Raw genomic sequence first — 26,835 nt, forward strand, 5'->3', positions numbered from 1 at the left:
TCCTTGGTGTTATACGTTTTGTTCGCTGCGTATTTTATTGAGTAATGCCCGGCAGCCAGCTGAAACAAGACGATAGGTTTGATCAAAATCACCTGTGTAAAATGGATCGGGCACATCTTTCTTATATTTAGTCAGGTCGAGTAACCTAATAATCTTTGGATGATTAGGCCTGTCGGTTATCCTGTAAATATTCATTATGTTGCTTTTGTCCATACCAATAATATAATCGAACTTCCAAAAGTCTTCTTTCTTTAGTCGGCGGCCAACAAGCCCATCGGAAGGGATATTGTATTTCTTTAGAATATCAAGAGTTCCTGCGTGGGGAGGAAAGCCGATTTGCAATGGACTGGTTGCGGCGGAATCAACTGCGATTTTGTTTGTCATGTTTTCTTTTTTGACTAAGTAACGAAACAAGGCTTCAGCCATCGGTGAACGGCAAATATTCCCCAGGCACACAAATAAAACGTTCATGAACGTACTACTCCTTTTTATTTATCTTCTTTTTTCATTTAATCATTTTTTTTAAAATGAATTATGTATTTTCAAAATAGTGAGTGTGTTGTTTTGCACACCATCATCCTTTATTGGAGTCTTCAAGTACCAAAGCTGCTCCTACGATGATAAGGAGATAAACATACAATGATTTGAGAAAAATTTAGCTCCGTAGGAACCTGCCAAGTATAGAGCCACCTTTTCTTTTCGTAATGGCAACATATGTACAAAAAAGAAATATGGAACGGCGTTAGTCCTAGTTTCCCTAGATATCCTTGTGAAATGTCTTTCAGTGTTTAAAATAACTCTTTTTTGTAATGGAATATAACAAGCGTATGAAAAAGACTCTCCTTGAACAAATAGAATCTATATTAATTGATTAAAACAGTAGGAGAGTGAGAGAATAGTGTTATTAACAGAAGTATGGAAGAAATATCAACAAGATAAAAAATCCTGGAAGCATCAAGTTAGTCCCCTGGTGAAGTAAAATATTACCGACGCGGGGGACTGACCCCAATTTTGAGGAATCCATAGCAAAACAAATGATATGAATGGGAAGGAGTTCAAAACTCATGAATTTTCAACATGAATTTAATTCGTTAATAACGACTTCTGTATCCGAGGAACCTGAGAAGCTAGTTAAAAAGCTATGTCGTTGTTTAGAAGAACTAGGAATCAAGCTGTATGCAGTGGTAGATCATGAAAGGGATATGGAGGCACATCAAGTATACTCATATCCGGCTTTTACGATTGTGTTCGGAAATCCTCGAATAGGATCCAAATTATTAAAACAACTTCCATTGGCTGCGATTGATATTCCACTTAGGATTTCCATTATTAAGTCCCAATCAGGTGAAGGCAGCAAAGTCATTTTCCGTGATATGGAACATCTGTTTGTGGATTATATCAAAGAAGTGAAAGAACTTCGTCATTGGGCACAAGAAGTTAATGGGATATTGACCAGATTAGTAGAAAAGTGCGTGGAAACCAATCAGTGACATCTCATAACGGTTCTGACGTTTCAAAAAAGTGAACGCCAGAACCGTCCCCGTGTTTCATTTCAAAACCGTTTATTGAAAATCATTCAATAAACGGTTTCTCCGTATCCAAATCTCGACCGCTAGAATATTTCCGATAAGACCTAACCAAATCGCCGCCACATACCCAATGGTAAAGTTATCAAGTGAATAGCCGATCACTGCTGACCAGATTCGGAAGGTTACCGCAACGAATGTGATACCATAGCTTCGATACATCCATTCCCTGTGAAGGTTGATTTTTTTCTTTCTAATATAAGAATAAGCGAAGTAGGTAGTCAATAGCCATGAAATCGATAGCACCAGGAATCCCATTTTAGATAAGAGACCGCCAAACGCAAACCACGATAAATAAATACCTGATAGTCCACTTATCATGATAGAGATTATATAAACTGTTCCTAGAAATCGATGTACAGCAAGAGGGTGGGATTTCCTTTTGTTTTGGAGAAATTGAAAGGGTCCGACTATTAAGGCAACAGCGGCAGTGATAATATGGATATATAAAATATAATTCCAAGGCTGATACTCCATTTTATACATATCAAGACCTTGTACAATGATTAATTGATTCCCTATAACGGGATCAAAAATAAAATATCTAGCAACAGAAGCAACGCCGAGAAGCAACGCGGATATAATAATCAAGCTAGTAAAAATTTTAAAAATCCACCCCATCATCATTCCCCATTTCCATTGTTACGGCACCTATCTATGAAACAATGTTTTTACTTAAATGTATATAAGTTGAGACCATAGTATGACTTTAGGGTTTATTTAAAATAATTCGTTTTTGTGAATTTTCATGGGAGACTTCGTTTTAAAAGCATAGGGATCTAGGTTAATGCTCTTCAAATTTCCTACGTAAAACCTTCAAAAGAGCCAGTTTAAAAAATACATTCCTATTGGACAGTGTTTGTATGGATAAAAATATAAACAAGTTATTACCATTGGGAATGGCTGAAAATGAATCATATTTCTTTTAGATACTCCACAATCGGGAGCTATCCTTTAACAAGGATAAGGGCTCATGTTTCATTTATGGGCAATATAATGAGTAGGAAACTCCAGAATGGTTGTATTAGCCAGGTCTAATAAATGCAGTAAGCCATAACAACATCCAACTGGCTGTCGCTTGGCTGAACAAAAGCATACCAATAACTAAAATGACGGAAGCCTTAATTCTTGGTTTAGTCGGTGCAGGTGATATTGGTGCACCCTTACTATTTGCAATGAACGCTTATCGTTGGAATGAAGTCGGTTCGATCTTAAGTGGATTAATTGCTTTCATTTTAATGGTAGAATTCATATCAAATCCCTTACGTGGGAAATTAGTACGTGGATATTGAATTTTAAGAAAAGGGGGCATCCCACTTTAGATGACTTCACAGAGGATTGTTGCTCTTTTAGAAAAAAATATGCATGAATGAAAGGGGTTTAGAATGAGTACATTTAAATTAGTCCTATTGGAGACAAGTGATATCCATGGGAATATCCTGCCGCTACTCTATGGGACAAATAAAAAAGCTGAACTCGGTCTTGCTAAAGTGGCAACACTTATTAAACAGGAACGAAAACGAAATGAACATACAATAACCATTGATAATGGAGATCTTATTCAAGGTACTCCTCTTACCTATCATTATGCGCGATTTCAACGTTCTCAACCAAATCCCATGGTTGCGATTTTGAATGATTTACACTATGATGCAGGGGTTTTTGGGAATCATGAATTCAACTATGGACTGGAAATGTTAAATCAAGCCGTAAAGGAATCAAGATATCCTTGGCTCTCCGCGAATATCGTGAATAGCAAGACAGGTGAACCTTATTTTGGCAAACCATACCTTGTAAAATCATTCCCTGGGGGACCACGAATTGGAATTCTTGGTTTAACAACGAAGTACATCCCTCACTGGGAAAAAGAAGAACATATCCGTGGTCTACGTTTTGAAGATGTCATTGTGACAGCAAAAAAATGGGTTCGATTCCTGAAAGAGGAGGAAAATGTAGACCTTGTTGTCGTTTCTTATCATGGTGGTTTTGAGCGAGATCTAGACACAAGTGAACCAACAGAAACATTGACAGGTGAAAATCAAGGATATGAACTATGCATGGAAGTAGAAGGGATTGATATCCTTTTAACAGGTCATCAACATCGCCAAATTGCTGGGAAAACGATCAATGGTGTCTTAGTTGTACAGCCAGGGTGCCATGGTTTAACCCTTGGGAAAGTGACGGTGGAATTTCAAAAAAGCCAAAACGGATTTCATGTTGTAAAAAAAGATTCTGAGTTGTTATCCGTTGATGGGATTGAACCGGATTCGAGTGTTCTTGCATCGATTCAATCCTATGAGGATGAAGTTCAGAAATGGCTGGATCAACTAATCGGTAAAATTAAAGGAGATATGACTGTTACCGATCCGTTGGAAATTCGCCTAAAAGACAGTGCCTTAATGGAGTTTATTAATAAAGTACAAATGCATGCAGCAGGTGTACATGTTTCGAATACGGCATTATTTGATAATCATTCACGGGGTATTCCGGTTGATGTCACCATGCGTAATGTAGTTGCGAACTACATTTATCCAAACACATTGGTTGTGCTTAAAGTAACGGGGCAAATCGTGAAAGATGCCCTAGAAAGATCCGCCAGTTATTTCGAACTGAGTGATGATGGTACGACTGTAGTGGTAAGTAAAACATTTACCACTCCAAAGCCTCAGCACTATAACTACGATATGTGGGAAGGAATACAATACGAATTAGATATCCGAAAACCGATTGGTGAACGGGTAACACGATTAGAATACAATGGTGCAAAGCTATTACCCCATCAGGAATTAGAGGTGGTCATGAACAATTATCGTGCCGGCGGTGGCGGCAATTATATGATGTATAAAGACTGCCCTGTTGTGAAGGATATTCCAATTGATGTCTCCGAATTAATTGCTAATTATATACTAGAACATGAGATTATAGAGGCAACGGTTAATCATAACTGGAAAGTCGTCTATTAGTTGTAGTCTCCGTTCGGATTTTTTAACTCTACTATAAGGGGCAGATTAATGGTCCTTGTGTTTTGAAAACAATTTTTTTTGAAACATGAGAACCGTCCCCGTGTTTCATTTAGAAATATGATAGAATACTTAATAGATCATTTAATTAAAAATAAATATAGAGGTTTTTAGCTACCCTCTTAAAAAAACTAAAGAAAAACAGTTCTATGTTCTTTAGTAGGACTGTTTTTGCTTTTTAAAGGAGTGTTTTGATTTTGAAGAAAGATAAAGCGATCGTTGTTTTTAGTGGTGGGCAAGATAGTACGACGTGTTTGTTTTGGGCGATGAAACAATTCTCAGAAGTAATGGCTGTAACGTTTGATTATAACCAAAGACATAGCATTGAAATCGAATGTGCCAAAAATATTACAGAAGAATTAGGGATCGAGCATCACATACTTGATATGAGTTTGTTAAATCAACTAGCACCGAATGCATTGACACGAAATGATATAGACGTAAAAGAAGGGGAGAATGGTGGATTACCATCTACTTTTGTACCAGGAAGAAATCTCCTATTTATGTCATTTGCCGGAGTTCTAGCAAGTCAAATTGGTGCAAAGCATATTATAACAGGAGTATGTGAAACAGATTTTAGTGGGTACCCAGATTGTCGGGACATCTTTATTAAATCGTTAAACGTGACATTAAACTTATCAATGGATCAGCCATTTGTCATTCATACTCCATTAATGTGGTTAACAAAAGCGGAAACGTGGGAGTTAGCCGATGAGTTAGGAGCTTTTGATTTTGTTCGTGAAAAAACGCTAACTTGTTACAATGGGGTAATCGCTGATGGATGTGGTGAATGTCCAGCATGTCAGTTAAGAAAAAGAGGTTTAGATGAATACTTGAAAACCAGGAAGGAGCGATAATCATGACTGAATTTCGTATTGTCGATAAACTTCAAAAAATGGGTGAAGATATTAAGCAGGATCAGTTAAAATATCACCATAAACGAGTGTTGGTAAGTAAAGAATTTACCTTTGATGCTGCTCATCATCTACATGAATATGATGGAAAGTGTAAAAATCTTCATGGTCATACGTATCGAGTTGTATTTGGATTAAGTGGTTTTGTTGATGATCGTGGAATCATGATCGATTTTGGTGATATTAAAGAGATTTGGAAATCAGAGATTGAAGTTTTTCTTGATCATCGCTATTTAAATGAAACATTGCCTTTAATGAATACGACGGCTGAAAATATCGTGGTTTGGATTTATGAGATGATGTCAAATGCATTACAGAAAAGAAAGAATCAGTATGACGGTGCACGTGTAGAATTTGTACGTTTATATGAAACTCCTACAAGTTATGCAGAGGCGAGAAGGGAATGGATCGAACATGAATAAGATTCCCGTTATTGAAATATTTGGCCCAACTATTCAGGGAGAAGGGGCTGTTATCGGGCAAAAAACCATGTTTATTCGGACTGCCGGTTGTGATTATTCTTGTTCGTGGTGTGATTCCTCTTTTACATGGGATGGTAGTGGAAAACATTTAGTGAAGAGGATGACGGGTGAAGAGATCTGGAATAACCTAAAAGAAATAGGTGGAGATCGATTTTCAGCTGTTACCATTTCTGGTGGGAATCCTGCGCTTCTTAAAGATTTAATAGATTTAATCGAAATATTAAAACGTAATAACGTGAAAATTTGTTTGGAAACACAAGGAAGTAAATGGCAAGATTGGTTTTATCAAATTGATGAACTGACTCTTTCCCCAAAACCTCCAAGTTCGAATATGCAAACCAATTTTGAGGAATTAGACCATATTATTCATAATCTAAGCTCATCCAATTTTGAACATCATTTTAGTTTAAAGATTGTCATCTTTGACGATACGGATTTTGAGTTTGCTAAAAGTATCTATAATAGATATCCTCATGTTCCTGTATATCTCCAGACTGGAAATGAAAACATTTTAACGGAAGATAGAGAGAAACTATTAAAAGCACTCCTTGATAAATATGAATGGTTAATAGATAAAGTGACAATGGATTCAGAGATGAATGATGTGAAAGTACTTCCTCAGTTACATACTTTTGTATGGGGGAATAAAAGAGGCGTTTAATAACATCCTTGGTTTTGTTTTTTATATCCATTTTGCAAGATGTCTTCCTTTAAAAGAAAACAGTAATAAATGATTTTCTTTTGGTGTTGTGAAAAATCACATTTGAGAAAAGGGTTTAAACATATCTGAATTTATGATAAGATACTACAATTAATCATGGACGGTTCCAACATAGATACTTTTATTTTACTGGACCTCCTACCTAATATTCTCTTAAAAAGTTAAAATCTGCAAAATAGTTTAAGAAACTTATACATCTAGGATCAGCTTTTTTTACGTGATTCTAAATTATTTTTGTGAAATTCTTTTAGAGTTTAAAAGGGGAGAAAAAAATGGCGATTTCAGAAAAAATGTTAACATCAAAGATACTTTTTAAAGATGTTGGAGATGATTCTACTAATCTTCAACGAAAATTGGATCAATCTCAACATGTTATGGATGCACTTAAAGTATTAATCCAATTATGTGGGGATGATCCTGAGCGAGATGGTTTACAAGAAACTCCCCTTCGTGTTTTGAAGGCTTTCTTAGAATATACAGAAGGTTATCATCAGGATCCAAAAACTCATTTAGAAAAGACTTTTGAAGTTGAGCATAAAGAATTAATAATGGTAAAGGATATCGAGTTTTATTCCATGTGTGAACATCATTTTGCGCCTTTCTTTGGCGTTGCCCATGTAGGATATATCCCAAATGAAAAAATAACGGGATTATCAAAGATTGGTCGGATGGTCGAGGGGTATGCGAAACGATTCCAAGTACAAGAGAGGTTAACCAATCAGATTGCGGATGCGATTGAAGACGTATTAAGTCCAAAAGGCACCATGGTTGTTGTAGAAGCGAAACATATGTGCATGTGCGGAAGAGGAATAAAAAAGTCAAACTCCTCCACAACCACAACAGCAACAAGAGGCCTATTCATGAACCAATCAGCTGCTAGAAATGAATTTTTAACATTACTAAATCGATAGTGCAACATGGGGACGGTTCTCATTGTTTCAAAATTTCCTTATGAAACATGAAAACCTGTCCCCATTTTTCTAGAAGAACGAGCAAAATAATGATTTACTACTCTAAATTAAGTTCCTGTGGTGGTTCGTCCTCAAGGTTTAGAAGACGGATCGTTTTAGGCTTTATTTCTAAAAATATATAATTGGGATCATGAGGACCATCAAACCATTTTGCAAATGATTCTTCCCAAAACCGTTCCTTCAATGACTGATCTTCATTAATCGTTGCATTACCCAAGAGTTCAACATACCCATCACTTTGCCCTTTATCCTCATACCCGAGTAATACGGATACGGATGAATTCTTTTCAATTTCAGCTGTTTTTTCTGTATCTTTTTTTGTAGGCGTGTATAAGGTTAATTCCTCATTATAAAAAGTCATATATCTACAGTGCGGCTTATTATCTTCAACGGATGCAAGGATCCCGGTTTTGTGATCTGATAGGATATCAATCACTTTCTCCTTTAGTTCTAATTCATTCACTGATGTACCTCCTATGATTCCATATTTTCATTTACTATTTTTTACCCATTTACTAAAAACCATTCAACGACTAGACGGAATAAAAGAGGTTTTATTTTAACACTTCAAAGTCAAACAGCACTGATTATTGCGGATGCATTGAGCCACTTATGCTAAGTTTTCAGCTAATCATTGCGAAGGTATTTGGTTTTAATTCTTTTTCTAACGAAAATAGCAGGTGACATATCTGTCCGATTAGGGCAGCCGTCTGTATTAGGAAAACTAATCATTGGTATCATACTTGGACCAGCAGTTCTAGGTTGGATCAATCATAACGAATTTATTTATTATTTTTCTGAGATTGGTGTTCTTTTGTTAATGTTCTTAGCTGGATTGGAGACAGATTTAGAACAGTTAAAAAAGAATTGGAAATCAGCGTTTGCTGTGGCCGTGTTAGGAATTATCCTTCCATTTATTGGTGGGTTTGGTATAGGAGAGTTGTTCGGACTGGGCACTACTTATTCATTATTTATTGGTGTTCTTTTGTCTGCAACTTCTGTCAGTATTACAGTTCAAGTGTTAAAAGATATGAAGAAGCTAAATTCCCCAGAGGGAAGCACGATACTTGGTGCGGCTGTAGTTGATGATGTACTTGTAGTGGTGTTATTAGCTATTATGATTAGTTTTCTTGGAACAGGTGAGGAAATTTCGATTGGACTACTAGTTGGAAAAAAAATCTTGTTCTTTATCGGTGTATTCTTAGCTGGAATATTCCTAGTTCCTCTTTTAATGAAGTCACTCTCTAAACTAAAAGTGACAGAACCCGTTGTTTTCATAGCATTAGTGATTTGTTTTGCTCTTGTTTATTTTGCGGATTGGTTAGGGATGGCAGGGATTATTGGAGCTTTCGCAGCAGGATTAGCTATTTCTCAGACAGAGTTTAAACATACAGTTGAAAGTAAGTTAGAGCCCATTGCTTATGCTGTTTTTGTTCCAATATTTTTTGTCAGTATCGGGTTAAATGTTTCTTTTGATGGAATTGGAAATCAAATCCTCTTTATTATTGCTTTATCGATCCTTGCTGTTCTCTCGAAACTGTTAGGTGGTGCGCTAGGGCAAAGATTACAGGCTTTTCTTCACGTTCATCATTTATTATAGGGGCTGGGATGGTATCAAGGGGTGAAGTAGCCTTAATTATCGCAGCAACTGGATTACAAGAAACTTTGTTGCTTCCAGAATATTTCACTTCAGTTATTATTGTTATTATCGTTACGACTCTAATTGCACCTCCACTGTTAAAGTATTTAATACAAGGAGAAGTAAAGAAAAGCAATTTAATAGGTTCAACTAGGTCACATCATCTATAAAATGGGTAACATTTCTATAATAAAGGGAATTATGTTGTGAAATTTGGGAAACCTCGCATTTTCAATCAACTAGCAAACTGAATTTATAAGTAATTATCCAAGTGCCTAACCGATATTCTGACATAAAATAATTACAATAGGATTAAATTTTTTAAGAAAGGGGTGGCTATAGCAAAGCCACCCCTTTCCTAATTAAAAATCTGGAATGGATGAGCCTCCTGCTTATATATGAAATCACAAAAGGTTATTACTATAAACATTTATGATTCTAAATGTTGATTGTAAAAAAATGCACTTAAAGTAACGTGTGCAAGAGTTAAAAAAGCTGTCATCTGGGCAGCTTATTATTGATTTAAATCTAACAAGGACCAATAGTTTTGAATGATAAATACATTTTATCTGTTGGATTCCGCATATGTCATCTAAAATTTTAGATATCAAGACAAATACCCAAGAACTTTTACCCAAAAAGGCATATGCTCTAATGTAAAATGAATTTTAGGAGGATGAATTTTGTATGAATAATGCCTATAATGAGAGGATTGGTTTAGGTGGACCAGGATCAGGATTTGGTTTTGGACCAGGACTTGGTTTTGGAGCCCCAGGTTACCCGTACTATCATCACCACTATCCGTACCACCATCACCACTATCCGTACCACCATCATCACTACCCGTACTATCATCATCACTACCCGTACTACCACCACTACTAGCCTTATGAAGATTTGCTGATAAACTCGCAGTCCAAATAAAAATGAACAGAAATTTCTGTGTAACAGGGGTGTTACTACAATAGTAGAAACGCCCGTTTCTTTTAGGAATGGTGGAGGTTACTGCATATGATTCCGCTTTATTTCTATCATAACCTTAGCTGAGTTAGGCCCCTCAATAAATAAATAAATAAATAAATAAATAAATAAATAAATAAATAAATAAATGCTGGGAACCAATCTTATAAGGCATCGTCTATTTTTGATTAAATTTACAAAGTAGATTGTGAAGAATTGTACTTAAAGTAACGGGTGCGATTGCGAAATAAGGGCAGACGTTTTTTTTACTAACGGAGCAGTTTAGTGCAAGAAGGATAAAGTGTTCTTATGGTAAAATACAGGTAGAAAATTGTTTAGGTTTTGTTCAACAAACGGACCATTTAAGGGAGTAAGGATAGTTTAACTAACGATTGAGAATGGAGAGAGCAGGTGGTTTAATTGTTTAAGGCAGCAGTATATTTGGTACACGGATTGATATTCATATTGGTAGCTCTTATTGGTATAGGTCCAATGTTTAGCATTGCTACACCAGACCCAGGCCGAGACCCAATTATAAATTGGGGTTGGGGTTCAATGATTGGAATTTTTATAATTCTTGTGTTGGTATCTGCTTATGTACAGTTAAGGATAAAAAAAGTTTGGGTGTTTTTAATATCCGTATTAGGCTTGATTGCTTTCTTTATTCTCACTTTACTATACATATACCCGTTCGTTATGAATTTATTTTTAGAATGAACAAGGAACAACTGTTTAATTAACGGGTGCGTTTCTACAATAAGTGGGAGACGCATTTTCTTGTTAAAGTAACGGGCAGTTTACTTTAAGTACGAAAAGGGAGCAGATTGTATGTTCTGCTCCCCTTTACCAGTTTTAGCTTAACTAACAATCTTCAGCTTTATAATGATGTAATGGTGGTGGAACTAACCATCCTTTTTCTTTATTTAATCGTAGAACTTTAGCTCCAAGTACTGCCTTTTGAACATGGAACTGTCCAAACATCATGGCAATATCTTCTCTTATGGATTGTCCCATAATTCCACTACATGCTACTAATCCAGCTGAAATATTAGCCGCGAGCATAGCAGCAATTTCCGGATCTGTAATACGTGCTCCAACTGGTATATCATCTAAACAAGCATCAGGTCTTTCAGGAGGTGTTGGCGGTAAACCTACTCCATTTTCTTTTAATAGTGCTTCAATTTGTTTAATTTCTTGCTGTCCACCTTCAATTGCTTCTTTAAGTAATTTTTTTAGGTCTTCATCACCTGCGTGATTTATCTGAGTTTGATAACCAGCAACAAGACCCTTAACTGTTAAAAGAAATGTCCATGATCCAAAAACTTCTCCGTAATGCATTGGTTCTTCCGTTGGATTTCCACTTAAAATTCCCATTGTAAGCCTCCTAATTAAATTCATAATTAGTGCCACCTTTCTTAAAAGCACATATCTTTATGTTTCTCAATCCGTTCCTATTTAATCCATTATTTTGTATGTGAGTCATTTAAAGGGGGGAAGTTCAACAAGCAAAGTTGTTATGTAATTAACTGGGTTCAAGAGTAAAACAAGGTTGTGCTGTTACGACAGCTTTTTTGCTTATTCAAGTAACGGGTGCAATAGTTGAACAGGGAGTTGTCGAGGTAACACCTCCGGTTTTATTAAAAGGCAGCTTAGTTAGGAAAGAAAGGTATATATGGTATTATATATATAATTCATTGTCAGAAGTATTAGCACAACGCTTAAAAGCGAGATGATTTTAAAATGACTAAGAGAAAGTTATATTGGACATTACTAATTCCTTTTGTTTTTATATTTGGGATATCTCTATTTTTATTACCTGAAGAGAAAAGGTTTTATTCTACTTTTACACCTCTTTTATTTTGGATTGTTTTTTATAGTGTAATCGCAATAAAGAAGATAAAGAACTAACATTCTTGCGAATAAATGCCTTATTGCACTAACGGGTGCAAGAGTAAAGTAAGGATCATCAAATGATGGTCTTTATTTTTTGGGGGAAAGGCTGGAATATTATGTTAATATTGAGTTATAAGGATCTTGTACTAAAAGGGGTAGTTTCATACAAGAAGAAATAAGCGTATTAGCGAACTATTTATAAGCAAGTTTTATTTAGAAATAGGAGGGGCCATTTATGAAAAAACAGATAAGTATTAATTTCCTGGTTTCTATAAGTATTTTTCTTATCATCTTAGGTCAAGGTTTGCAAAATTGGGAAGATTTCTCATCAATCAGGCAGGGGTTAACGGGAGCATTAATGGTTTTATGGTTGGTACACTTATTCACAACTTTTACACTTTACTTTAATAAACGGAAAAAAGAAGATATATAAAACAAAACGGACGAGTGCAAGAGTTAAAGAGGGAGGGTTGCTGCGGCAATCCTTTTTCTTATTCGCGTGCCCAGCAAGCCGTTAATTGCTAGTTGGTGAAAGTCCAACCTGAGTAAGTACCAAGACGCTCAGTAGCTGACAGGCAACTGGTGAAGAAATTCTAAGGTTGAAGCCCTGTGACAAAGTAACTCCCTAGCGGAGTGCGAGCAAACTAACAGGTTGTAACATAAAGTGAATCCTGCCGTCTCGTCAAAAGAACCTACCTACGGTAGCCAAAGAGAAGTCGAGCCTTGGGATAATGGGCGAAGACCATGGAAGGTGTGAAGATCTTGGAATAGCAGCACCGATGAATCTCTCGGGGTATGGGGAGCGACATGTTAGTAAAGTAGTTAGCGGAACTGGGGATACCCTCCTTGTCACTTTCTAACGAAAGTAAAGCAGAAACCTATAAGTGCAAACGAAGTGGTGGATGGATGAGAGGGAGTCGGAGGGGGTCATAGTACCATTAATGACAATGACAACACAACATTGTCTAGGGAAGGACGGCGCAAGCCATTACCCTACTTCGTTCATATGTCAGAAGGAGGTAAGAGTCAGTGAATGTCAGGAAAATGACTAACTACACCAATAAAGTAAAAGCTCAAGAACTCTGGAAGACGTTATATCTTTGTGCCAAGGAATGTCCAACTCGAAGATTTCACGCTTTATATGACAAAATCTATCGTCCTGATATTCTATGGGAGGCATGGCAACGTGTGAAGCGAAAGAAAGGAAGTGGAGGTGTCGATGGACAGACGATTGAACAAATCGTCTTGGAGTACGGGGAAAAGAAATTTATGAACGAGCTCTATTTGGAACTAAAGGAGAAGCGTTATCACCCTAGTCCAGTCCTAAGAACCTATATTCCAAAGGATGATGGAAAGAAACGTCCATTAGGAATTCCAACTATTAAAGATCGGGTCGTACAGATGGCAACGAAAATGGTTATTGAACCAATATTCGAGGCTGACTTTCATGACTGTTCGTTTGGTTTTCGTCCAAAGCGAAATGCCCATCAAGCGATGGCAAAGATAAGAAAAGCCAGTAAGAAATGTTTTTGGGTAGTAGACGTCGATATCCAAGGATATTTCGATAATATTAATCAATACAAGTTGATGAAAATATTAGAACAAAGGATTAGTGATCGACGGGTTTTAAAGCTTGTTCGAAAATGGCTAGAGTCAGGCATAATGGAGGAAGGCAAAATAAGAAATCCAATTACTGGTACACCGCAAGGTGGTGTAATTTCACCTCTTTTAGCTAATATCTACCTAAATACAATGGATATGCTTTGGGAGAAGAAGTTCAAAGACTTGGGTGAACTCATAAGGTATGCGGATGACTTCGTCATTATGTGTAAAACCAAACAACAAGCACTTGAAAGTATAAAGGTCATCCAATCAATAATGAGGAAACTTGACCTTACTATTAATAGAAATAAATCGAGACTAGTTAATCTGTGGAATGACATAGATGGTTTCGATTTTCTAGGATTTCATAATCGGAAGTTTCCAATCAGACGAAAAGGTGGAAACACGTTATATGTCATGTCACATATACCTAAGAGGAATGCGATGAAGAAAATGCGTTCTAAGATTAAAGCCTATACAGAACCAAGGAATAAATTATACTTGGATATCAGAGAGTTAGTAAAAGGGCTAAATAGGAAACTGCAAGGTTTCAAGAATTACTATCTTATCTCGGCTCACGCAAAGAAATGGCTAAATAGAATCGACTGGTATGTATTAGAACGACTTACCTTATTTCATAACAAAAAGAGAAATAATCGTAAGAAACATGGAAATTTAAAGGATGTAAGAAAAGAAGTGAAACATATATTAGTGAAAATTAGCTAGTTAGACGCTGTAAAGCCAAGGAAAGAAGAACGTCGGAAAGCCGTATGAAGGAAAACTTCACGTACGGTTTGATGAGGAGGAGCTGAAAGTAAAAGAGATAGCAAAAGCTATCCCTTTGAAATCAGTTTCTTACTCTACGACTAACGAAGCAGGTTAGTTCAATTACTTTATTTAGGCATTGTGTTAAAATTAGGATAACTTTGATTTGAGAGGCATTAGTTCTAGTAGTATAAAAATAAGGGGTAAAAGTAGTGAATGAATTTTATAAGGCGTTAACATATGTAAATAAAAATTTTTATGAGCCAAATCGCTTCATAATAAAAGATATCCAAGAAGAAGCTCAAAATTCAGATTATGGGGCGGGTAAATTTCAGCTAAACTCGAAATCGGTTAGATTTAGAGTTGCAAAGAAAACACCTAATAAGACAGGACAGTTTGTTGTTTTTTGGGAAAAAGATGGAAATTATAAAAACCAAGCCTTTTCATATGAAAAGGCTACTGATTTATTGGTTATCAATACCTTTGCTAGTGAAAATAATTTTGGACAATTCGTTTTTCCAAAAGAAGTTCTTGTAAAACAAAATATCCTTAAAACAGCCACTACAAAAGGAAAAATGGCAATTAGAGTTTACCCTAGATGGGAAAAACCAACTAGCAACCAAGCTATCGAAACTCAAAAATGGCAATTAGAATATTTTGTTGAGGTGAATGAACGAAATCATTTACCATTACAAGAACTATTAAAGCTATATTCTAACTAAAATTAGATAGAACTAAGCTGGCTAATAGTTTGTGAAAAATTACACTTAAACTATCGGGGGCTTGAGTTAAATAAGTGAAAGGCACCTTTGGCAGCCTTTTCCTTATTCGACTAACAGACGCAGGTTTGTTGAAGAAATGCTTTTAATAAAAATATCAAGAGGGAACATTGAGGAGAAAAAATGAAAAAAGTAATAAAAGTTGTTTTTAGTATCAGTTTTATATTTTATTTATTCGTATTGATGATTATTCTATTCTTGGGCACAAGGGGGTATATATGGTCAGATCTTTCACTTTTAGAATATATAAAAAGGTCTTCTAATTTTGTTCCATTTAAAACTATTACTACATATTTTAAAGCCATACTTAATGGAAGTATGAATATAGATATACCTATAAAAAACCTTGTTGGTAATTTTATATTGTTTTTGCCAATGGGTATCTATCTGCCATTATACATAAGAAAAATAAATAAAGTAAGTGTGTTTTCTATTTCAATGATTTTGTTATTATTTATTATCGAAGTAATGCAAGTATTTACAAGAAAAGGAAGTTTTGATATAGATGATTTCATTCTTAATATGCTTGGTGCTTTGATAGGATTTGGAATTTGGAAAACAAAGGTTGTTCAGAAACTACTTAAATAAAAAATGTAATTATACTTCAATTAAAGGGTGCAAGAGTTCAACCCGTCGCTTTTTGTACTAATGAAGCAGGATAATTTATGAAGGAAACCTGTATTTTTATGGTAAAATCATTAGGGTAATTAGTAGTTTTAGGGGGAATGAAAGTGAAGAAAATGCCAATGGTTTTATCATTTATAATTTTGATTCTATTAAATGGTTGTATCCCATCTGAAGTTAATGAAGATGAAGATATATTTAAATTTAAAGATTCTTATGTTGGAGATTCTGGTGCTGTTGGAAATATTACTAGGCGATTACCAAATCCAAATGGTGAACATATTAGTGGATTGGAACTTAAAACGACAGAAGAACCTTATGGAATTATTTTGAATTATACCAATGTAGAAAAAAGTGAAGATATAGAAACAAATTACAGAGAGAATGCTCTATATAATGCCACATTTATACTTGCCTTAGTTAAAAATGCTGATTGGGTTAAATTTAATTTCGTTGAACAAGAACTTATAGTATCCAGAGAGGAATTACAAAACTTGTATGGAAAAGACTTAAGACAATTTAATTACGAAGAAGAACTTAGTAATTTCATTCAAGAAAAATTAAAAGATGAAAATAAAGTTAATGAGTTTTTTAACTTAAGGGTGCGTTGATCCCAGAAGGATTAACGCTTTTTTATTGAACTTATTGTACTAAAGGGGCAGGTTTGTTCAAGAAGGAAGTTAAGGATAAAGGGTTGAATTATATACAAAAGTTGAAATTTAGGGAGTGAAATAAAGAGTTAAATATGAAAAGAATAGTGCTATTTATCTTGATTCTATTTGCAATTATTATACTCGGTTATTTCGTTAATAAAATTGGGGCAGATGATAAGATGACAGTAGAAGGGTACATCCTAAATAAAGAAGGAATATTGTATTTGATTACAGATGAGGATTTTGATGTTAAGACTGCTAAGGAACTATCAAATCTAGAATTCATCAAAAGCTATGGAGGAATTTATAGTTTAGATAGCGTTCCATTTTCTTTTTCTCAATATAAAGACGGTCAAAAAATTAGAGTTTGGTACGATGAAATATTGGAATCACATCCTGCTAAAATAAAAGTTTTGAAGGCTAAGAGGAAATGAAAGCAATTAAATAGTGAAATTGATAAGAAAACGTCTATTGTTCAACTAAAGGTAGCTTTACTTTATAGAGCCTTTTTCTTATTCAAGTAACGGGCAGTATTGTTGAAGAAGAGTTAATATTTAAACAAGGAGCATTCCTGTTAAAAGGATTTTCGGGGACTTGAACAAAAAAGAGCCCTCTTGGTATGATACGGGGTGTCAAAATCTGCAGAAATTGACCCCTAATTTGTTAACCAAGGAGGACTCCATATGGATTTTAAACAAAACCATAAAATAAATCAAGTCACTGAAAACACACTCGTTGTCGGAATCGACATTGCGAAGCGAAAACATTTCGCCTGCTTTGTAGATGATCGTGGGCGAGTGCTCCAAAAATCATTTTCTATATTACAGTCTTATGATGGATTCCAGCATTTTTATCATCGTATTCTAACTGCGATGAAAGAACACGAAAAAACAGAAGTCATCGTAGGGATTGAACCTACTGGCCATTACTGGCTTAATTTAGCCTATTTCCTTGAGGAACGAGGCATTCCCCTCGCAATGGCTAATCCTTTGCACGTCAAGCGCTCAAAAGAGTTGGACGACAATTTACCAACCAAACATGATCGCAAAGATGCGCTGGTGATCGCTCGTCTCATAAAAGATGGGCGCTTTAGTTATCCACGTATTTTGAAAGACATTGAGGCGGAGCTTCGTGTTGGGTCAACATTTAGAGGTAAGTTGACAGAGGAATTAGGTGCTGTCAAAAATATGATGATTCGCTGGTTAGATCGCTATTTCCCGGAATTCACTCAGGTGTTTCCGTCATTCGGAAAAATGGCTTTGGCTGCACTTGAATGTACTCCATTTCCAAGTGATCTTTTTCAAAAGCAACCCGATGAAGTCTTATCACTTTACCGACAGGTTGAGGGGCTAAAATCTCCCCAACGACCAAAAGCAATACAACTCATTGAAGTCAGTTCTAGCTCCATCGGAGTAACAGAAGGACGTGAGATGGCCCGTATTGAAATTGCCACGCTCGTTCGCCGTTACAACCAGTTGGAACAAGAAATTAAAAGTCTTACACAGCAATTAGTCACGCTTGTACAAACGTCTGTAGAGTACGAATGGCTCTCAACGGTTCAAGGACTGGGCGATACCACAATCGTTGATTTATTGGCTGAAATCGGTAGCTTTTCACACTATGAAGATCCACGCCAAATCATTAAACTTGCGGGACTAACTTTACGTGAAAACTCTTCCGGCCAGCACAAAGGGCAAAAACATATCTCCAAACGGGGAAGAAGAAAGCTACGTGCCCTCCTTTTCCGAGTGATGATGCCAATGGTTCGCCATAATGAAGCCTTTCGAAAGCTGCATGAATATTACACTAACCGTAAGGTTAATCCGTTACGGAAGAAGCAATCTATTGTGGTTCTATGCGGAAAACTATTAAAAGTCTTACATGGAATAAGTACAAAGCACAAAGCTTTTGACGCACAGCGAATGATGAAGGATATTCCTAGTCTCGCAGAGACTATGTAAAAATCTACATCCCTTTAACAAAACTAGACAACAGGATGACACGGAGAAGCTGGCACTATTTTCACCATCCGACCTTGAGTCCCTAAAGGAGCTTCGCTAGCCTCTGCCTTATGACTAGACCGAACGAAGGAATGTAGGCACTTAGATGCCCAGAGACATGGGAGGGTACGTCATCATAAGCTACGCAGAGATCCATTGTGCATCGTATAATTTCCGAACACTACTTTACCATCATTTTCCAGTAGTGACCGCGTAGCGTACCCATACACTGGAATAGTTTCACATAATATGAAAATTTTATTAGGATTCGTGTCCAAAAATATTTTTTTGACACTCCACCAACGGCTCAAACCGTTGATATATTAACATTTATAGAGGGAGGGATATTTAGATGAAAGAACAATACGAAGATACTGACTTCGATACTTCCTTAAAAAAGGCAAATTCCGATTTACTTTGGAATAATAAACAAAAGCAAAAATTAAAAAAAATTATCTTATCTGATATTGAAAAATTGGAATGCCAAGAGAAAGATAAGAACCCTATCTTATCACCCAACATAAAAAGAGGAAGGGTGTTACCAAAGTTAATATACTCGGGTATCGCATTGATAATATTATTTAGTTTATTGATTGGCTCAGCTTTTTTCTCTCCTACTATGGCAGAGGTTATAGCAAAGATTCCTTATCTAAATCAAGTCTTTCATACAGAACCTGTTCAACAAACTATTATGGAAGAACTTCGAAATGAAGATTTTAAAATTGATGGGATTGGTACTACAGGCAAAAAAATTGAGATACGAGTAAATGGTTCCGAGCAATATTTTCAAGATGTACGTAAAGATGTTGAAGAAATCGCTTTGGAGGTTTTAAAGTCTAGAAACTATGATGCCTATACAGTTAAGGTAATAAAAAGTAACCACACCTATGAAAAGTCAAGTCCAGAAACATCAAAGCAAGTTGATGAGGCTATAAAAGTTGATAAGGCCTTACAACAAGAATTGACAAAGTACAACTACCAAAATGTTGCTACTCAAGTAGGATCATTGAATAATGCAGGCGATTTATTTATTCATATTGGAATACCTAATACTGAAGAAAATCCTGTAGGAATAAAAAAATTAGCACGGAGTGTTATCGAAGAAAAAACAAATCAGAAGTATACACTAGAGTTTGAAAAAATTAATCTCAAGGTAAGAGAGCAGGAGAATAGATGGTTAAGGGTTCTTATACCAATGTTTGATGGATTATATAGTAAAAAGGAATACTACTTTAAGAATTATTCATTTTCCGCACAATCTCAGCCGATGACTTTATATATTGAAACCACTATGTCGTATTCAAACCCGAATAGTAAACAGCTGGGAAAGAAGATTGAAAATACAATCGTCGAATTTTTGGAATCCGAAGAGGCAAAAAAAATTATTAAAGATGATGAATACGAAATAATTGTTTACAGTAAAGAAAAGAAGAAAATAAATTAAATAGTTATGCAGATTGTTTAGCCTTAATTTTCTTTTAAATTTATAGGGAGATTAAGGCTATAAAAATCGCCCCGTGAAATATTTAAAAAAGTAAAAGATGCATCGAAAAAGTACAAATGTTTTTTTATCTGTTATTTTCTCTATTCAATTAAAGGGGGCGATTGTTTAATGTTTCTGGCAATCAAATGATTTATGGTTTGACAGGATGTTTATTAATCATTTCGAAATTTTATTCAAATATAAAGTGTATATAAGATTTATACATATTTGGTAATTGCGTGCTTATTATACTAACTGGCAGGTTAGTGCAAGAAGAAGGAATACTGTAAACTGTATTAAAGGCGAATTTATGCAGGTTTAGGTAGGGGGATGAACTAATTGGATAAGACAGTCACTTTTTCATTTAGTAGTACAAAATATGAAGGTACAGAGGCGAGAGAAACATTTAATTTTAAAGAATTAGGTATTGATGAAGATTTGGATGATGAAGCACTAAAAAAAGAAATAGATAGAATTTTTCAGGCTTGGGTTTGGGATAAACTTAATATTTCTTTTAGTATAGTTATAAACGAGGACAAACGCAGATAGTACAAGATTATATTCTGTAAAAAGAGAAATTTCTTATTGCACTACGGGGGCCATACTTCAAGAAGGAAGTATGGTTATTCTAATTGAAGTAAATGGCAGTTTTAGTGAAAGAGGAAAAGATAGATTATGTTTTTTGGAAATTATGGTAATATTAATTTAATTCTATACATTAGAGGTGAGTTAGTTGAGTAGAGCTGAGCAGAGTACAAAGTTAGATTTAGAAAGAATTATTTTTATCGGAAGGACATTTGAAGAGTATTTGGATATGTTTTCTCTTTCTGTAGAAACACTGAAGGGGAAGAAAATACTTGATTGTCCAGCAGGAGCTTGTTCTTTTACTGCTGTTAGTAACAATTTGGGTTTGGATGTAACAGCTTGTGATATTGCGTATTATTTTTCTGGTGAAGACTTAAAAAACAAAGGTCTTCAGGATGTTGAACACGCAATGCACAATATGGAAAAGGCAAAAAGTAATTATAAATGGGATTATTTCGATGATGTAGAGGGTCTTAGAAAGCATCGATTAAGAGCCTTTGAAGATTGTACTGAAGATATGGCGAAATCAAGCGAAAGGTATATTCCTGTGACTTTGCCTTCTTTGCCATTTAAGGATGGTGAATTTGATCTACTTTTATCAGCACATTTTTTATTTATGTATGCTGACAGATTAGACTATCAATTTCATTTAGAAACAGTAGATGAGTTATTAAGAGTAACTAAAGAAGAAATTCGAATTTTCCCTTTAGTCGATTTAGAAGGAAAACGATATGAGCATTTAGATAAATTTATTAGTAATATAATCGATAAAGGATGTAGTGTGGAAGAAGTAAAAGTACCATATGAATTTCAGACAAATGCGAACTCGATGTTAGTTATAAAAAAAGGTAAATAAAATAGGGACAACGCTCTGTTGTCCTTGAAATAAGTCTCTTGTTCAAGGAATTGTGAGTTTGTGAAGAATTGTACTTAAACAAACGGGTGCGTTAGTTTAATAAGAATGAAGAGTAATTTTAGGAACGAGACCATATTTTAGTTATTCCATTAAAGGGCGCAATTCTGCAGCAAGAATTACGCTCTTTCTATATGTTAGGGCCAGATTGTGGAGAAATACCTTTAAATAAAATTGGATTTATAGGTTAAATTTTAGAAGAGATTGTGAAAGGTTGTTCTTAAACTGTATATTTAAATTGATAAAGAAAGAGTCCATTTGAGCAAATTAATTCAAAATGGATTCTTTTTATTTTAAAAATAATTAAACAAAACATACAAATTATTTTTAATAAAATTTATTTCATATTTAATAATATTAAAATATATGTTAAACTAAAATTAATAAAAATAAATGGAGGGGTGAGCTGTGGTTATTAACAATATTCCAAACTGGATTTTAGCCTTGGAAAATGAGGATTTAGAGTTTGTTAAAAACTTAGTACTTCATTCAGGTTCTTTAAAAGAGATCGCAAAGGTTTATGATGTATCATACCCAACGGTAAGACTTAAACTTGATCGATTAATCGATAAGATAAAAATGAATGATGCCGTAGAAAACGAGGAATTTATTAAATTTATCAAGAGCCTGTCGATTGATGATCGCATAAGTGTAGAAGATGCTAAATTAATTATTGAAAAATATAAACAAGAAAGGGATGAGAAGTAATGCCATTGGATTTTTATGGGGTTTTTATTGGTGCTGGTATTTTAGCTGTTCAATTCTTCTTTTCTACAAGGAACAATATCTATTGGGGAGCCATTTTACCAGTAGCATATATTATATTTTTGACATGGCAGTTTGTAACAAATCATATTGAAAGTACTATCGGCTTTTTCTTCTATCTATTATTAGGGATGCTTTTCCTGTGTGCAGAATGGAATGGAGGTAGAAAGTATATTCATGAGAAAAGAAAAAAGGAATTGGATAAAATGAAAACCCACGACTTGAAATAGAGAAAATGAGAGAATGGGAAGTTGTTAATTATTCGCATATTAATTCGTATTTTCAATATTCCACAATCGGGCGCAATTCCAGAATAGAAATTGTGCTCTTTCTTTATGTATAGGGCCATTTAATGAAGGAAGAATTTTTCAAGAAAATTCAACGCTTACGGTATTGCTAGCATATAACGTCAGTCAATGTTATTCCATAAGATACAACCTAAAATAAGGTTGACAATTATAGATTACAATTGTAATATTAACCATGAAATTACAAATGTAATCTAGGAGAGGAGTAAATCTAATTAATGAAAGAATTACCTAAAATATCTGAAGCTGAATTGGAAATCATGAAAGTTCTATGGGAGAAATCCCCTCAAACAGCGAATGAAGTAATTGAAAAGCTGGAGCCAACAATGGACTGGAAACCGAAAACCATTCGAACACTTATTAATAGATTAGTCCAAAAAAAGGCTGTTTCGTATCATCAGGATAAAGGGCGTATGTATGCATATTATCCTTTGGTCTCGCAAGAAAGTTATTTACAAATAGAAACAAAATCCCTACTCAAACGTTTTTATGGTGCAGCCTTTAAACCGCTACTTGTAAATTTTTTGAAAGAAGAAAAATTATCTTCAGAAGACATCGATGAACTCAAACGTATTCTAGATGAGAAGGCTGAAGAAAATGGGGGGAAGGATAGGGAAAAATGATAGATTCTTTTTTAAGCATTTACCTACCTCGCTTTTTCGACTGGGTGATAGAAACTTCTATTATGGCAAGCATACTAGTGGGACTCATTTTATTAGTTAAAACCGTACTCAGACACATGCTAACCCCAAGGTGGCACTATCTACTTTGGCTGGTTTTAATTGTGAGACTACTACTCCCTTGGTCACCAGATAGTTCGTATAGTATATATTCAATCCTACCAAATGGTGATAAAACGACCGTTTCTTATCAAAGCCAGCCAGTTGTTTCTTCAGAAAACGAACGCATGCATGAAACGACAGGTATATCTGGTACAAAGGCAGTCACAAATGACAGAAGCTACAATGCTGGTACACTACAAACATCTAAGGAAAGTGATAAAGAAACAACCACTCTTATTGAACAGCAAAAGAAAGAACCAATTTCCTTATATACCATTGCTTTATATATATGGCTAACGGGCGTTATTGTATTAGGTTTCGCCACTTATCTTGTAAATCTACGATTAAACTATTACATACAACAACAACCTAAAATTACGGATAAAAAGATTATAAATATTTTTGAGAAATGTAAGAAATCCATGTCTGTCCAGCAATGTATCCCACTACTTTTAGCTGGGAAAATATCAAGTCCAACAGTTCTTGGATTCTTTCGCCCAAGAGTATTACTCTCAAGCGCTCATATCAATCGACTTACTGAGCAACAATTACGACATATATTTTATCATGAATTAGCCCACATTAAGCGAAGAGATGTTGGTTTTAATTGGCTAATGCATAGTTTACTGATCTTAAATTGGTTTAACCCGATTCTATGGTATGCCTACGTTTGCATGCGAGAGGATCAGGAACTTGCATGTGATGCGTATGCTCTTACGTTTATGGAGGAAGAAGAAAAAATCTCTTACGGACTAACCATTATCAGTCTTTTAGAACATTATTCTAATTATTATCAAGTACCCAGCTTGGCAAATTTAAGTAGAAATAAAAGAACTTTAAAGAGGAGAATTTTTATGATTAAAAAATTCCAAAAGAAATCGTATCGTTGGTCTGCTCTTGGAATTATTGTTGTGATCGTTATTTCATCGCTATCCTTACTAATCGTACGTGCAGATGGGTCAAATGAAATGCAGGAAGAACAAATAAAAAATAAGGTAACAACACTGGACCAGAAGAAACAATCAGGAAATAATTCTCTCTATACACCCCCTGCACAAGAGGAGTCCTACAAGGATCTAACGAAAGAAGAAGTCCTAACAAAACTATTAAATACAGTGGATTATTTCCACACTGCCATTGGAAACTTCGAAACTTATGATGTGTACTATGATCATTCTACAAGTAAAGCTGTAGTCGAATACAAAATTAGTAACAAAAACTTAATTGGTGGTTATGAAAAGACCATAAACATCCCTGATGAAAAGATAGTAGGATCGAAAATAGAAACGGACGAAATATTCTATAATGATCAGAGAATCTGGCAATTAGATAATGATGAAAAGACCTATTATACTACTGATTATGAATCCGATCCTAGTAGAGAAATTGTTAAACCTGAGGAAGTATTTTCAATTAATATAAATAAAATTTATGATTCATATGATAAGTTTAGGGAAAGACCTGTAGGTGGAAACTCATCATTATTTCCTTACGAGATAACAGCTAAATATTTGAGATTCTTAAACCATTGGGATATAGAGAAGCAAAATGAAGAGTTGCTAGGTCATAATACGATTGTCTTATACGGAAGCATAGATAAAAGCATTGTTAATATTATGCAACCACAGGCAGATAGCTTCCGTTTTTGGGTTGATAGAGATACGGGTATATTATTAAAACGTGAAATTTACAATGCTAATGGTGAAATCATTAGTTACCTTCACCCAGAAAGTTTATCGGTGAATGTCCCAATTAATACAACACAATTCATTCCTCTTTTGGAAAATTATCATGAAATGCAAATACCGGATCCTTTATTTAAAGACTCTAAGGAGACGGAAATTGAGGTTATTGAGCATGCAGATTCAATCAGGGAAGAGGTTGAAACTGTATTGAATATACTACGCACAAAAATACCTTTCCTTTACGAATTTTCAGATCCAGAATTACAGATCTTCTCAGCAAGTATGGAAAGATATAAAGAATTCAATCAAGCGTATTTAACATATAGCTATAAAAAAGCAGCAAACGAACGTGGATCTGGTTCTCGCTTGTTATATGTAAGAATCTATAACAAAGATTCTGTTGTAAGATCATTCGGCGATTTTGATCAAGAAAAAGGGGAAAAACTGGACACTTTCACCTTAAATGGAATTCAATGGAATGTATTTGAAATAAAAAACACTCCTGATGTTCACTATATTGGAAGTTTAGGAGATTATATGTACGAAGTAGTTACCCAAGGAATATCTAATAAGGAAGCTAAAATCCTATTGGAATCGTTTGAAAAGAGTAAGTCTATAGAATAAAATAAGAACCAAATTAAATGATTTAATCTGTTAGAGGCAAAATACTTTAAATCAACGTAGCGCCTTCTTTTGTAGCAATTGCCACATTTTAAACATTTCTTGAAGTGAAATATCCAAAATATTAAACTAAAGAACAGTTTTAGTGACAGAAGAATCAATTGATTTTAAGGTTAGTGGTCCAGTTATTCCATTATAGGGCGCTTTTCTTTAATAAGAGGGCGTCTTTTTGTAATCAGAGATTTCTTGTTAGGGTAGAGAAAAGATTGTGAAGATTTCTACTTAAACTATAGGGTGCTTTAGTGAAAGAAGAAATAATAAAAAGAAAGGCATAGAGGATACTTCTCAAAGCCTTTTTCAATGTAAATTATAATCTGAATTATGTTGTGAAAAAGGCGAAAAAGCCGATTGTCTATAATTTTTATCTCCTTTGGTTACATTACTAGAAAGAGGTGATTAAAGTGGATAAAAATAAAGAAAGAAAAATTAATGTAAAATTGGGCGGAATGAGTCTTTATGGGACAACTTCCAATGCTGAAGTCAGCGGCTACGAGGCTTCAGGTGATATTGAGAATGCGGGAAGATTAGATAAAGGATTCCGAAAGGTTGAAGAAGATGATCTTGCTGCTTTGGCTTCACTAAAAGAAGGGGATCAAGAGGATTATTAGGAATAGAATTTCAAGGGGGATTTTTCAGCATTGTAAAATTTTTTTGCAAGAAAGCTTTGCTATTTAGTTGGATTACGCAACTAATTTAATGAATGTAGTCGCTTAGGAAAAGTATAAGCCCAAGCGCTTTTTTTATTGAGATTATAAATAAATGGTAGTTTAGTTGAACAAAGTGGGAGTGATTTTTAGGTGGGGCCAATTGGGTTTTATTTTTCAGGATTACAATTTAATAGAAACATTAAATATAAAGGAAAATATTATCCTCCCTCTTTCCTTAGCGAATGTTCCTCCCCATGAAATTGAAAAAAGGTTGAAAATGGTAGTAGAATCGCTAGTCTACATAGAAGCAATTATTCATACTAAAAGAAGGTAAAAAGAATACCGTTTTTCACTAAAATACAAAAACAGTCTCTCCT

At 34.9% G+C, this 26,835-nt stretch carries 26 protein-coding genes and 2 pseudogenes; 24 read left to right on the forward strand and 4 right to left on the reverse strand.

Annotated elements, in window-relative coordinates; translation table 11 throughout:
- Positions 1–9 precede the first annotated feature (9 nt).
- Positions 10–471 (reverse strand): low molecular weight protein-tyrosine-phosphatase, encoded by a 462-nt coding sequence (locus Q5760_RS10725; RefSeq protein ID WP_428912170.1) that lies wholly within the window; start codon positions 469–471, stop codon positions 10–12.
- A 593-nt stretch (positions 472–1,064) separates the two neighbouring features.
- On the opposite strand from Q5760_RS10725, the gene Q5760_RS10730 reads away from it, so the two are divergent.
- Positions 1,065–1,490 carry a DUF302 domain-containing protein gene (locus Q5760_RS10730; protein ID WP_428912171.1) on the forward strand — a complete coding sequence of 142 codons (426 nt, stop codon included), beginning with the start codon at positions 1,065–1,067 and terminating at the stop codon, positions 1,488–1,490.
- 72 nt (positions 1,491–1,562) lie between these two features.
- Here Q5760_RS10730 and Q5760_RS10735 read toward each other — a convergent pair whose 3' ends face one another.
- Positions 1,563–2,177, reverse strand: a complete 615-nt coding sequence (locus Q5760_RS10735) for a DUF2306 domain-containing protein (RefSeq protein WP_428912172.1) — start codon at positions 2,175–2,177, stop codon at positions 1,563–1,565.
- A gap of 518 nt (positions 2,178–2,695) precedes the next feature.
- Here Q5760_RS10735 and Q5760_RS10740 point away from each other — a divergent pair.
- The 6 genes from Q5760_RS10740 to folE all read left to right on the forward strand — a co-directional run bounded on the left by Q5760_RS10740 (position 2,696) and on the right by folE (position 7,634).
- Positions 2,696–2,878 carry a hypothetical protein gene (locus tag Q5760_RS10740; protein ID WP_428912173.1) on the forward strand — a complete coding sequence of 61 codons (183 nt, stop codon included), beginning with the start codon at positions 2,696–2,698 and terminating at the stop codon, positions 2,876–2,878.
- 93 nt (positions 2,879–2,971) lie between these two features.
- A complete protein-coding gene (locus Q5760_RS10745; RefSeq protein WP_428912174.1) occupies positions 2,972–4,549 on the forward strand; it encodes a bifunctional metallophosphatase/5'-nucleotidase in 1,578 nt (525 codons plus the stop codon).
- 254 nt (positions 4,550–4,803) lie between these two features.
- Positions 4,804–5,463 carry a 7-cyano-7-deazaguanine synthase QueC gene (queC, locus tag Q5760_RS10750; RefSeq protein WP_428912175.1) on the forward strand — a complete coding sequence of 220 codons (660 nt, stop codon included), beginning with the start codon at positions 4,804–4,806 and terminating at the stop codon, positions 5,461–5,463.
- 2 nt (positions 5,464–5,465) lie between these two features.
- Positions 5,466–5,942 carry a 6-carboxytetrahydropterin synthase QueD gene (queD, locus tag Q5760_RS10755; RefSeq protein ID WP_428912176.1) on the forward strand — a complete coding sequence of 159 codons (477 nt, stop codon included), beginning with the start codon at positions 5,466–5,468 and terminating at the stop codon, positions 5,940–5,942.
- Positions 5,935–6,663 carry a 7-carboxy-7-deazaguanine synthase QueE gene (gene queE, locus Q5760_RS10760; RefSeq protein WP_428912177.1) on the forward strand — a complete coding sequence of 243 codons (729 nt, stop codon included), beginning with the start codon at positions 5,935–5,937 and terminating at the stop codon, positions 6,661–6,663. Before queD ends, queE begins: the two co-directional genes overlap by 8 nt.
- A 332-nt stretch (positions 6,664–6,995) precedes the next feature.
- Positions 6,996–7,634 (forward strand): GTP cyclohydrolase I FolE, encoded by a 639-nt coding sequence (gene folE / locus Q5760_RS10765; protein WP_428912178.1) that lies wholly within the window; start codon positions 6,996–6,998, stop codon positions 7,632–7,634.
- Between the two features lie 97 nt (positions 7,635–7,731).
- Here the strand turns inward: folE and Q5760_RS10770 are convergent, their stop codons facing one another.
- Positions 7,732–8,157 (reverse strand): pyridoxamine 5'-phosphate oxidase family protein, encoded by a 426-nt coding sequence (locus Q5760_RS10770; protein ID WP_428912179.1) that lies wholly within the window; start codon positions 8,155–8,157, stop codon positions 7,732–7,734.
- Between the two features lie 171 nt (positions 8,158–8,328).
- Between Q5760_RS10770 and Q5760_RS10775 the strand changes: the two are divergent.
- Positions 8,329–9,503 (forward strand): annotated as a pseudogene (locus tag Q5760_RS10775) (cation:proton antiporter).
- Positions 9,504–11,154: 1,651 nt separating this feature from the next.
- Here Q5760_RS10775 and Q5760_RS10780 read toward each other — a convergent pair.
- Positions 11,155–11,667 carry a DUF3231 family protein gene (locus tag Q5760_RS10780; protein ID WP_428912180.1) on the reverse strand — a complete coding sequence of 171 codons (513 nt, stop codon included), beginning with the start codon at positions 11,665–11,667 and terminating at the stop codon, positions 11,155–11,157.
- A 754-nt stretch (positions 11,668–12,421) separates the two neighbouring features.
- On the opposite strand from Q5760_RS10780, the gene Q5760_RS10785 reads away from it, so the two are divergent.
- The 16 genes and pseudogenes from Q5760_RS10785 (at position 12,422) to Q5760_RS10860 (ending at position 26,792) form a co-directional block, all read left to right on the forward strand.
- Complete coding sequence (locus Q5760_RS10785; protein WP_428912181.1) at positions 12,422–12,619, forward strand: hypothetical protein; 198 nt, start codon at positions 12,422–12,424, stop codon at positions 12,617–12,619.
- A 596-nt stretch (positions 12,620–13,215) separates the two neighbouring features.
- Positions 13,216–14,514 carry a group II intron reverse transcriptase/maturase gene (gene ltrA / locus Q5760_RS10790; protein ID WP_428908596.1) on the forward strand — a complete coding sequence of 433 codons (1,299 nt, stop codon included), beginning with the start codon at positions 13,216–13,218 and terminating at the stop codon, positions 14,512–14,514.
- 251 nt (positions 14,515–14,765) lie between these two features.
- Complete coding sequence (locus Q5760_RS10795) at positions 14,766–15,275, forward strand: MepB family protein (RefSeq protein ID WP_428912182.1); 510 nt, start codon at positions 14,766–14,768, stop codon at positions 15,273–15,275.
- A gap of 180 nt (positions 15,276–15,455) precedes the next feature.
- Positions 15,456–15,920 carry a VanZ family protein gene (locus Q5760_RS10800; protein ID WP_428912183.1) on the forward strand — a complete coding sequence of 155 codons (465 nt, stop codon included), beginning with the start codon at positions 15,456–15,458 and terminating at the stop codon, positions 15,918–15,920.
- A 152-nt stretch (positions 15,921–16,072) separates the two neighbouring features.
- Positions 16,073–16,567, forward strand: a complete 495-nt coding sequence (locus tag Q5760_RS10805; RefSeq protein ID WP_428912546.1) for a DUF4825 domain-containing protein — start codon at positions 16,073–16,075, stop codon at positions 16,565–16,567.
- 134 nt (positions 16,568–16,701) lie between these two features.
- On the forward strand, positions 16,702–17,043 hold the full coding sequence (locus Q5760_RS10810; protein WP_428912184.1) for a DUF3221 domain-containing protein: 342 nt from the start codon (positions 16,702–16,704) through the stop codon (positions 17,041–17,043).
- A gap of 249 nt (positions 17,044–17,292) precedes the next feature.
- A complete protein-coding gene (locus Q5760_RS10815; RefSeq protein ID WP_428909710.1) occupies positions 17,293–18,570 on the forward strand; it encodes an IS110 family transposase in 1,278 nt (425 codons plus the stop codon).
- Between the two features lie 391 nt (positions 18,571–18,961).
- Entirely contained in the window at positions 18,962–20,053 is a 1,092-nt protein-coding gene (locus tag Q5760_RS10820; RefSeq protein ID WP_428912185.1) for a DUF4030 domain-containing protein, read from the forward strand.
- 378 nt (positions 20,054–20,431) lie between these two features.
- The gene (locus tag Q5760_RS10825; protein ID WP_428912186.1) at positions 20,432–20,641 is read left to right on the forward strand and encodes a hypothetical protein; all 210 of its coding nucleotides are present in this window, start codon (positions 20,432–20,434) and stop codon (positions 20,639–20,641) included.
- 184 nt (positions 20,642–20,825) lie between these two features.
- Positions 20,826–21,533, forward strand: a complete 708-nt coding sequence (locus tag Q5760_RS10830) for an SAM-dependent methyltransferase (protein WP_428912187.1) — start codon at positions 20,826–20,828, stop codon at positions 21,531–21,533.
- A gap of 465 nt (positions 21,534–21,998) precedes the next feature.
- Positions 21,999–22,298 (forward strand): DUF2089 family protein, encoded by a 300-nt coding sequence (locus Q5760_RS10835; protein ID WP_428912188.1) that lies wholly within the window; start codon positions 21,999–22,001, stop codon positions 22,296–22,298.
- The gene (locus tag Q5760_RS10840) at positions 22,298–22,585 is read left to right on the forward strand and encodes a hypothetical protein (RefSeq protein ID WP_428912189.1); all 288 of its coding nucleotides are present in this window, start codon (positions 22,298–22,300) and stop codon (positions 22,583–22,585) included. Before Q5760_RS10835 ends, Q5760_RS10840 begins: the two co-directional genes overlap by 1 nt.
- Positions 22,586–22,881: 296 nt before the next feature.
- A complete protein-coding gene (locus Q5760_RS10845; RefSeq protein WP_428912190.1) occupies positions 22,882–23,286 on the forward strand; it encodes a BlaI/MecI/CopY family transcriptional regulator in 405 nt (134 codons plus the stop codon).
- Positions 23,283–24,470 (forward strand): annotated as a pseudogene (locus tag Q5760_RS10850) (M56 family metallopeptidase); the annotation flags it as partial. The gene Q5760_RS10845 and the pseudogene Q5760_RS10850, both read left to right, overlap by 4 nt.
- Positions 24,471–26,212: 1,742 nt before the next feature.
- Positions 26,213–26,419, forward strand: a complete 207-nt coding sequence (locus Q5760_RS10855) for a hypothetical protein (protein WP_428912191.1) — start codon at positions 26,213–26,215, stop codon at positions 26,417–26,419.
- Positions 26,420–26,618: 199 nt separating this feature from the next.
- Positions 26,619–26,792 (forward strand): hypothetical protein, encoded by a 174-nt coding sequence (locus Q5760_RS10860; RefSeq protein WP_428912192.1) that lies wholly within the window; start codon positions 26,619–26,621, stop codon positions 26,790–26,792.
- The last annotated feature ends 43 nt before the right edge of the window (positions 26,793–26,835 follow it).

Origin of the sequence: Niallia sp. Kr1, assembly GCF_050389805.1 — a bacterium.
Classification (GTDB): domain Bacteria; phylum Bacillota; class Bacilli; order Bacillales; family Cytobacillaceae; genus Bacillus_BD.

Excerpts from the sequence above, each read along its gene's own strand:
- Q5760_RS10725 (WP_428912170.1), bottom strand. The coding sequence starts at position 471 with ATGAACGTTTTATTTGTGTGCCTGGGGAATATTTGCCGTTCACCGATG.
- Q5760_RS10730 (WP_428912171.1), top strand. The coding sequence starts at position 1,065 with ATGAATTTTCAACATGAATTTAATTCGTTAATAACGACTTCTGTATCC.
- Q5760_RS10740 (WP_428912173.1), top strand. The coding sequence starts at position 2,696 with ATGACGGAAGCCTTAATTCTTGGTTTAGTCGGTGCAGGTGATATTGGT.
- Q5760_RS10745 (WP_428912174.1), top strand. The coding sequence starts at position 2,972 with ATGAGTACATTTAAATTAGTCCTATTGGAGACAAGTGATATCCATGGG.
- queD (WP_428912176.1), top strand. The coding sequence starts at position 5,466 with ATGACTGAATTTCGTATTGTCGATAAACTTCAAAAAATGGGTGAAGAT.
- queE (WP_428912177.1), top strand. The coding sequence starts at position 5,935 with ATGAATAAGATTCCCGTTATTGAAATATTTGGCCCAACTATTCAGGGA.
- folE (WP_428912178.1), top strand. The coding sequence starts at position 6,996 with ATGGCGATTTCAGAAAAAATGTTAACATCAAAGATACTTTTTAAAGAT.
- Q5760_RS10780 (WP_428912180.1), bottom strand. The coding sequence starts at position 11,667 with ATGGGAATTTTAAGTGGAAATCCAACGGAAGAACCAATGCATTACGGA.
- Q5760_RS10785 (WP_428912181.1), top strand. The coding sequence starts at position 12,422 with ATGAAAAAACAGATAAGTATTAATTTCCTGGTTTCTATAAGTATTTTT.
- Q5760_RS10800 (WP_428912183.1), top strand. The coding sequence starts at position 15,456 with ATGAAAAAAGTAATAAAAGTTGTTTTTAGTATCAGTTTTATATTTTAT.
- Q5760_RS10805 (WP_428912546.1), top strand. The coding sequence starts at position 16,073 with ATGCCAATGGTTTTATCATTTATAATTTTGATTCTATTAAATGGTTGT.
- Q5760_RS10810 (WP_428912184.1), top strand. The coding sequence starts at position 16,702 with ATGAAAAGAATAGTGCTATTTATCTTGATTCTATTTGCAATTATTATA.
- Q5760_RS10815 (WP_428909710.1), top strand. The coding sequence starts at position 17,293 with ATGGATTTTAAACAAAACCATAAAATAAATCAAGTCACTGAAAACACA.
- Q5760_RS10820 (WP_428912185.1), top strand. The coding sequence starts at position 18,962 with ATGAAAGAACAATACGAAGATACTGACTTCGATACTTCCTTAAAAAAG.
- Q5760_RS10840 (WP_428912189.1), top strand. The coding sequence starts at position 22,298 with ATGCCATTGGATTTTTATGGGGTTTTTATTGGTGCTGGTATTTTAGCT.
- Q5760_RS10845 (WP_428912190.1), top strand. The coding sequence starts at position 22,882 with ATGAAAGAATTACCTAAAATATCTGAAGCTGAATTGGAAATCATGAAA.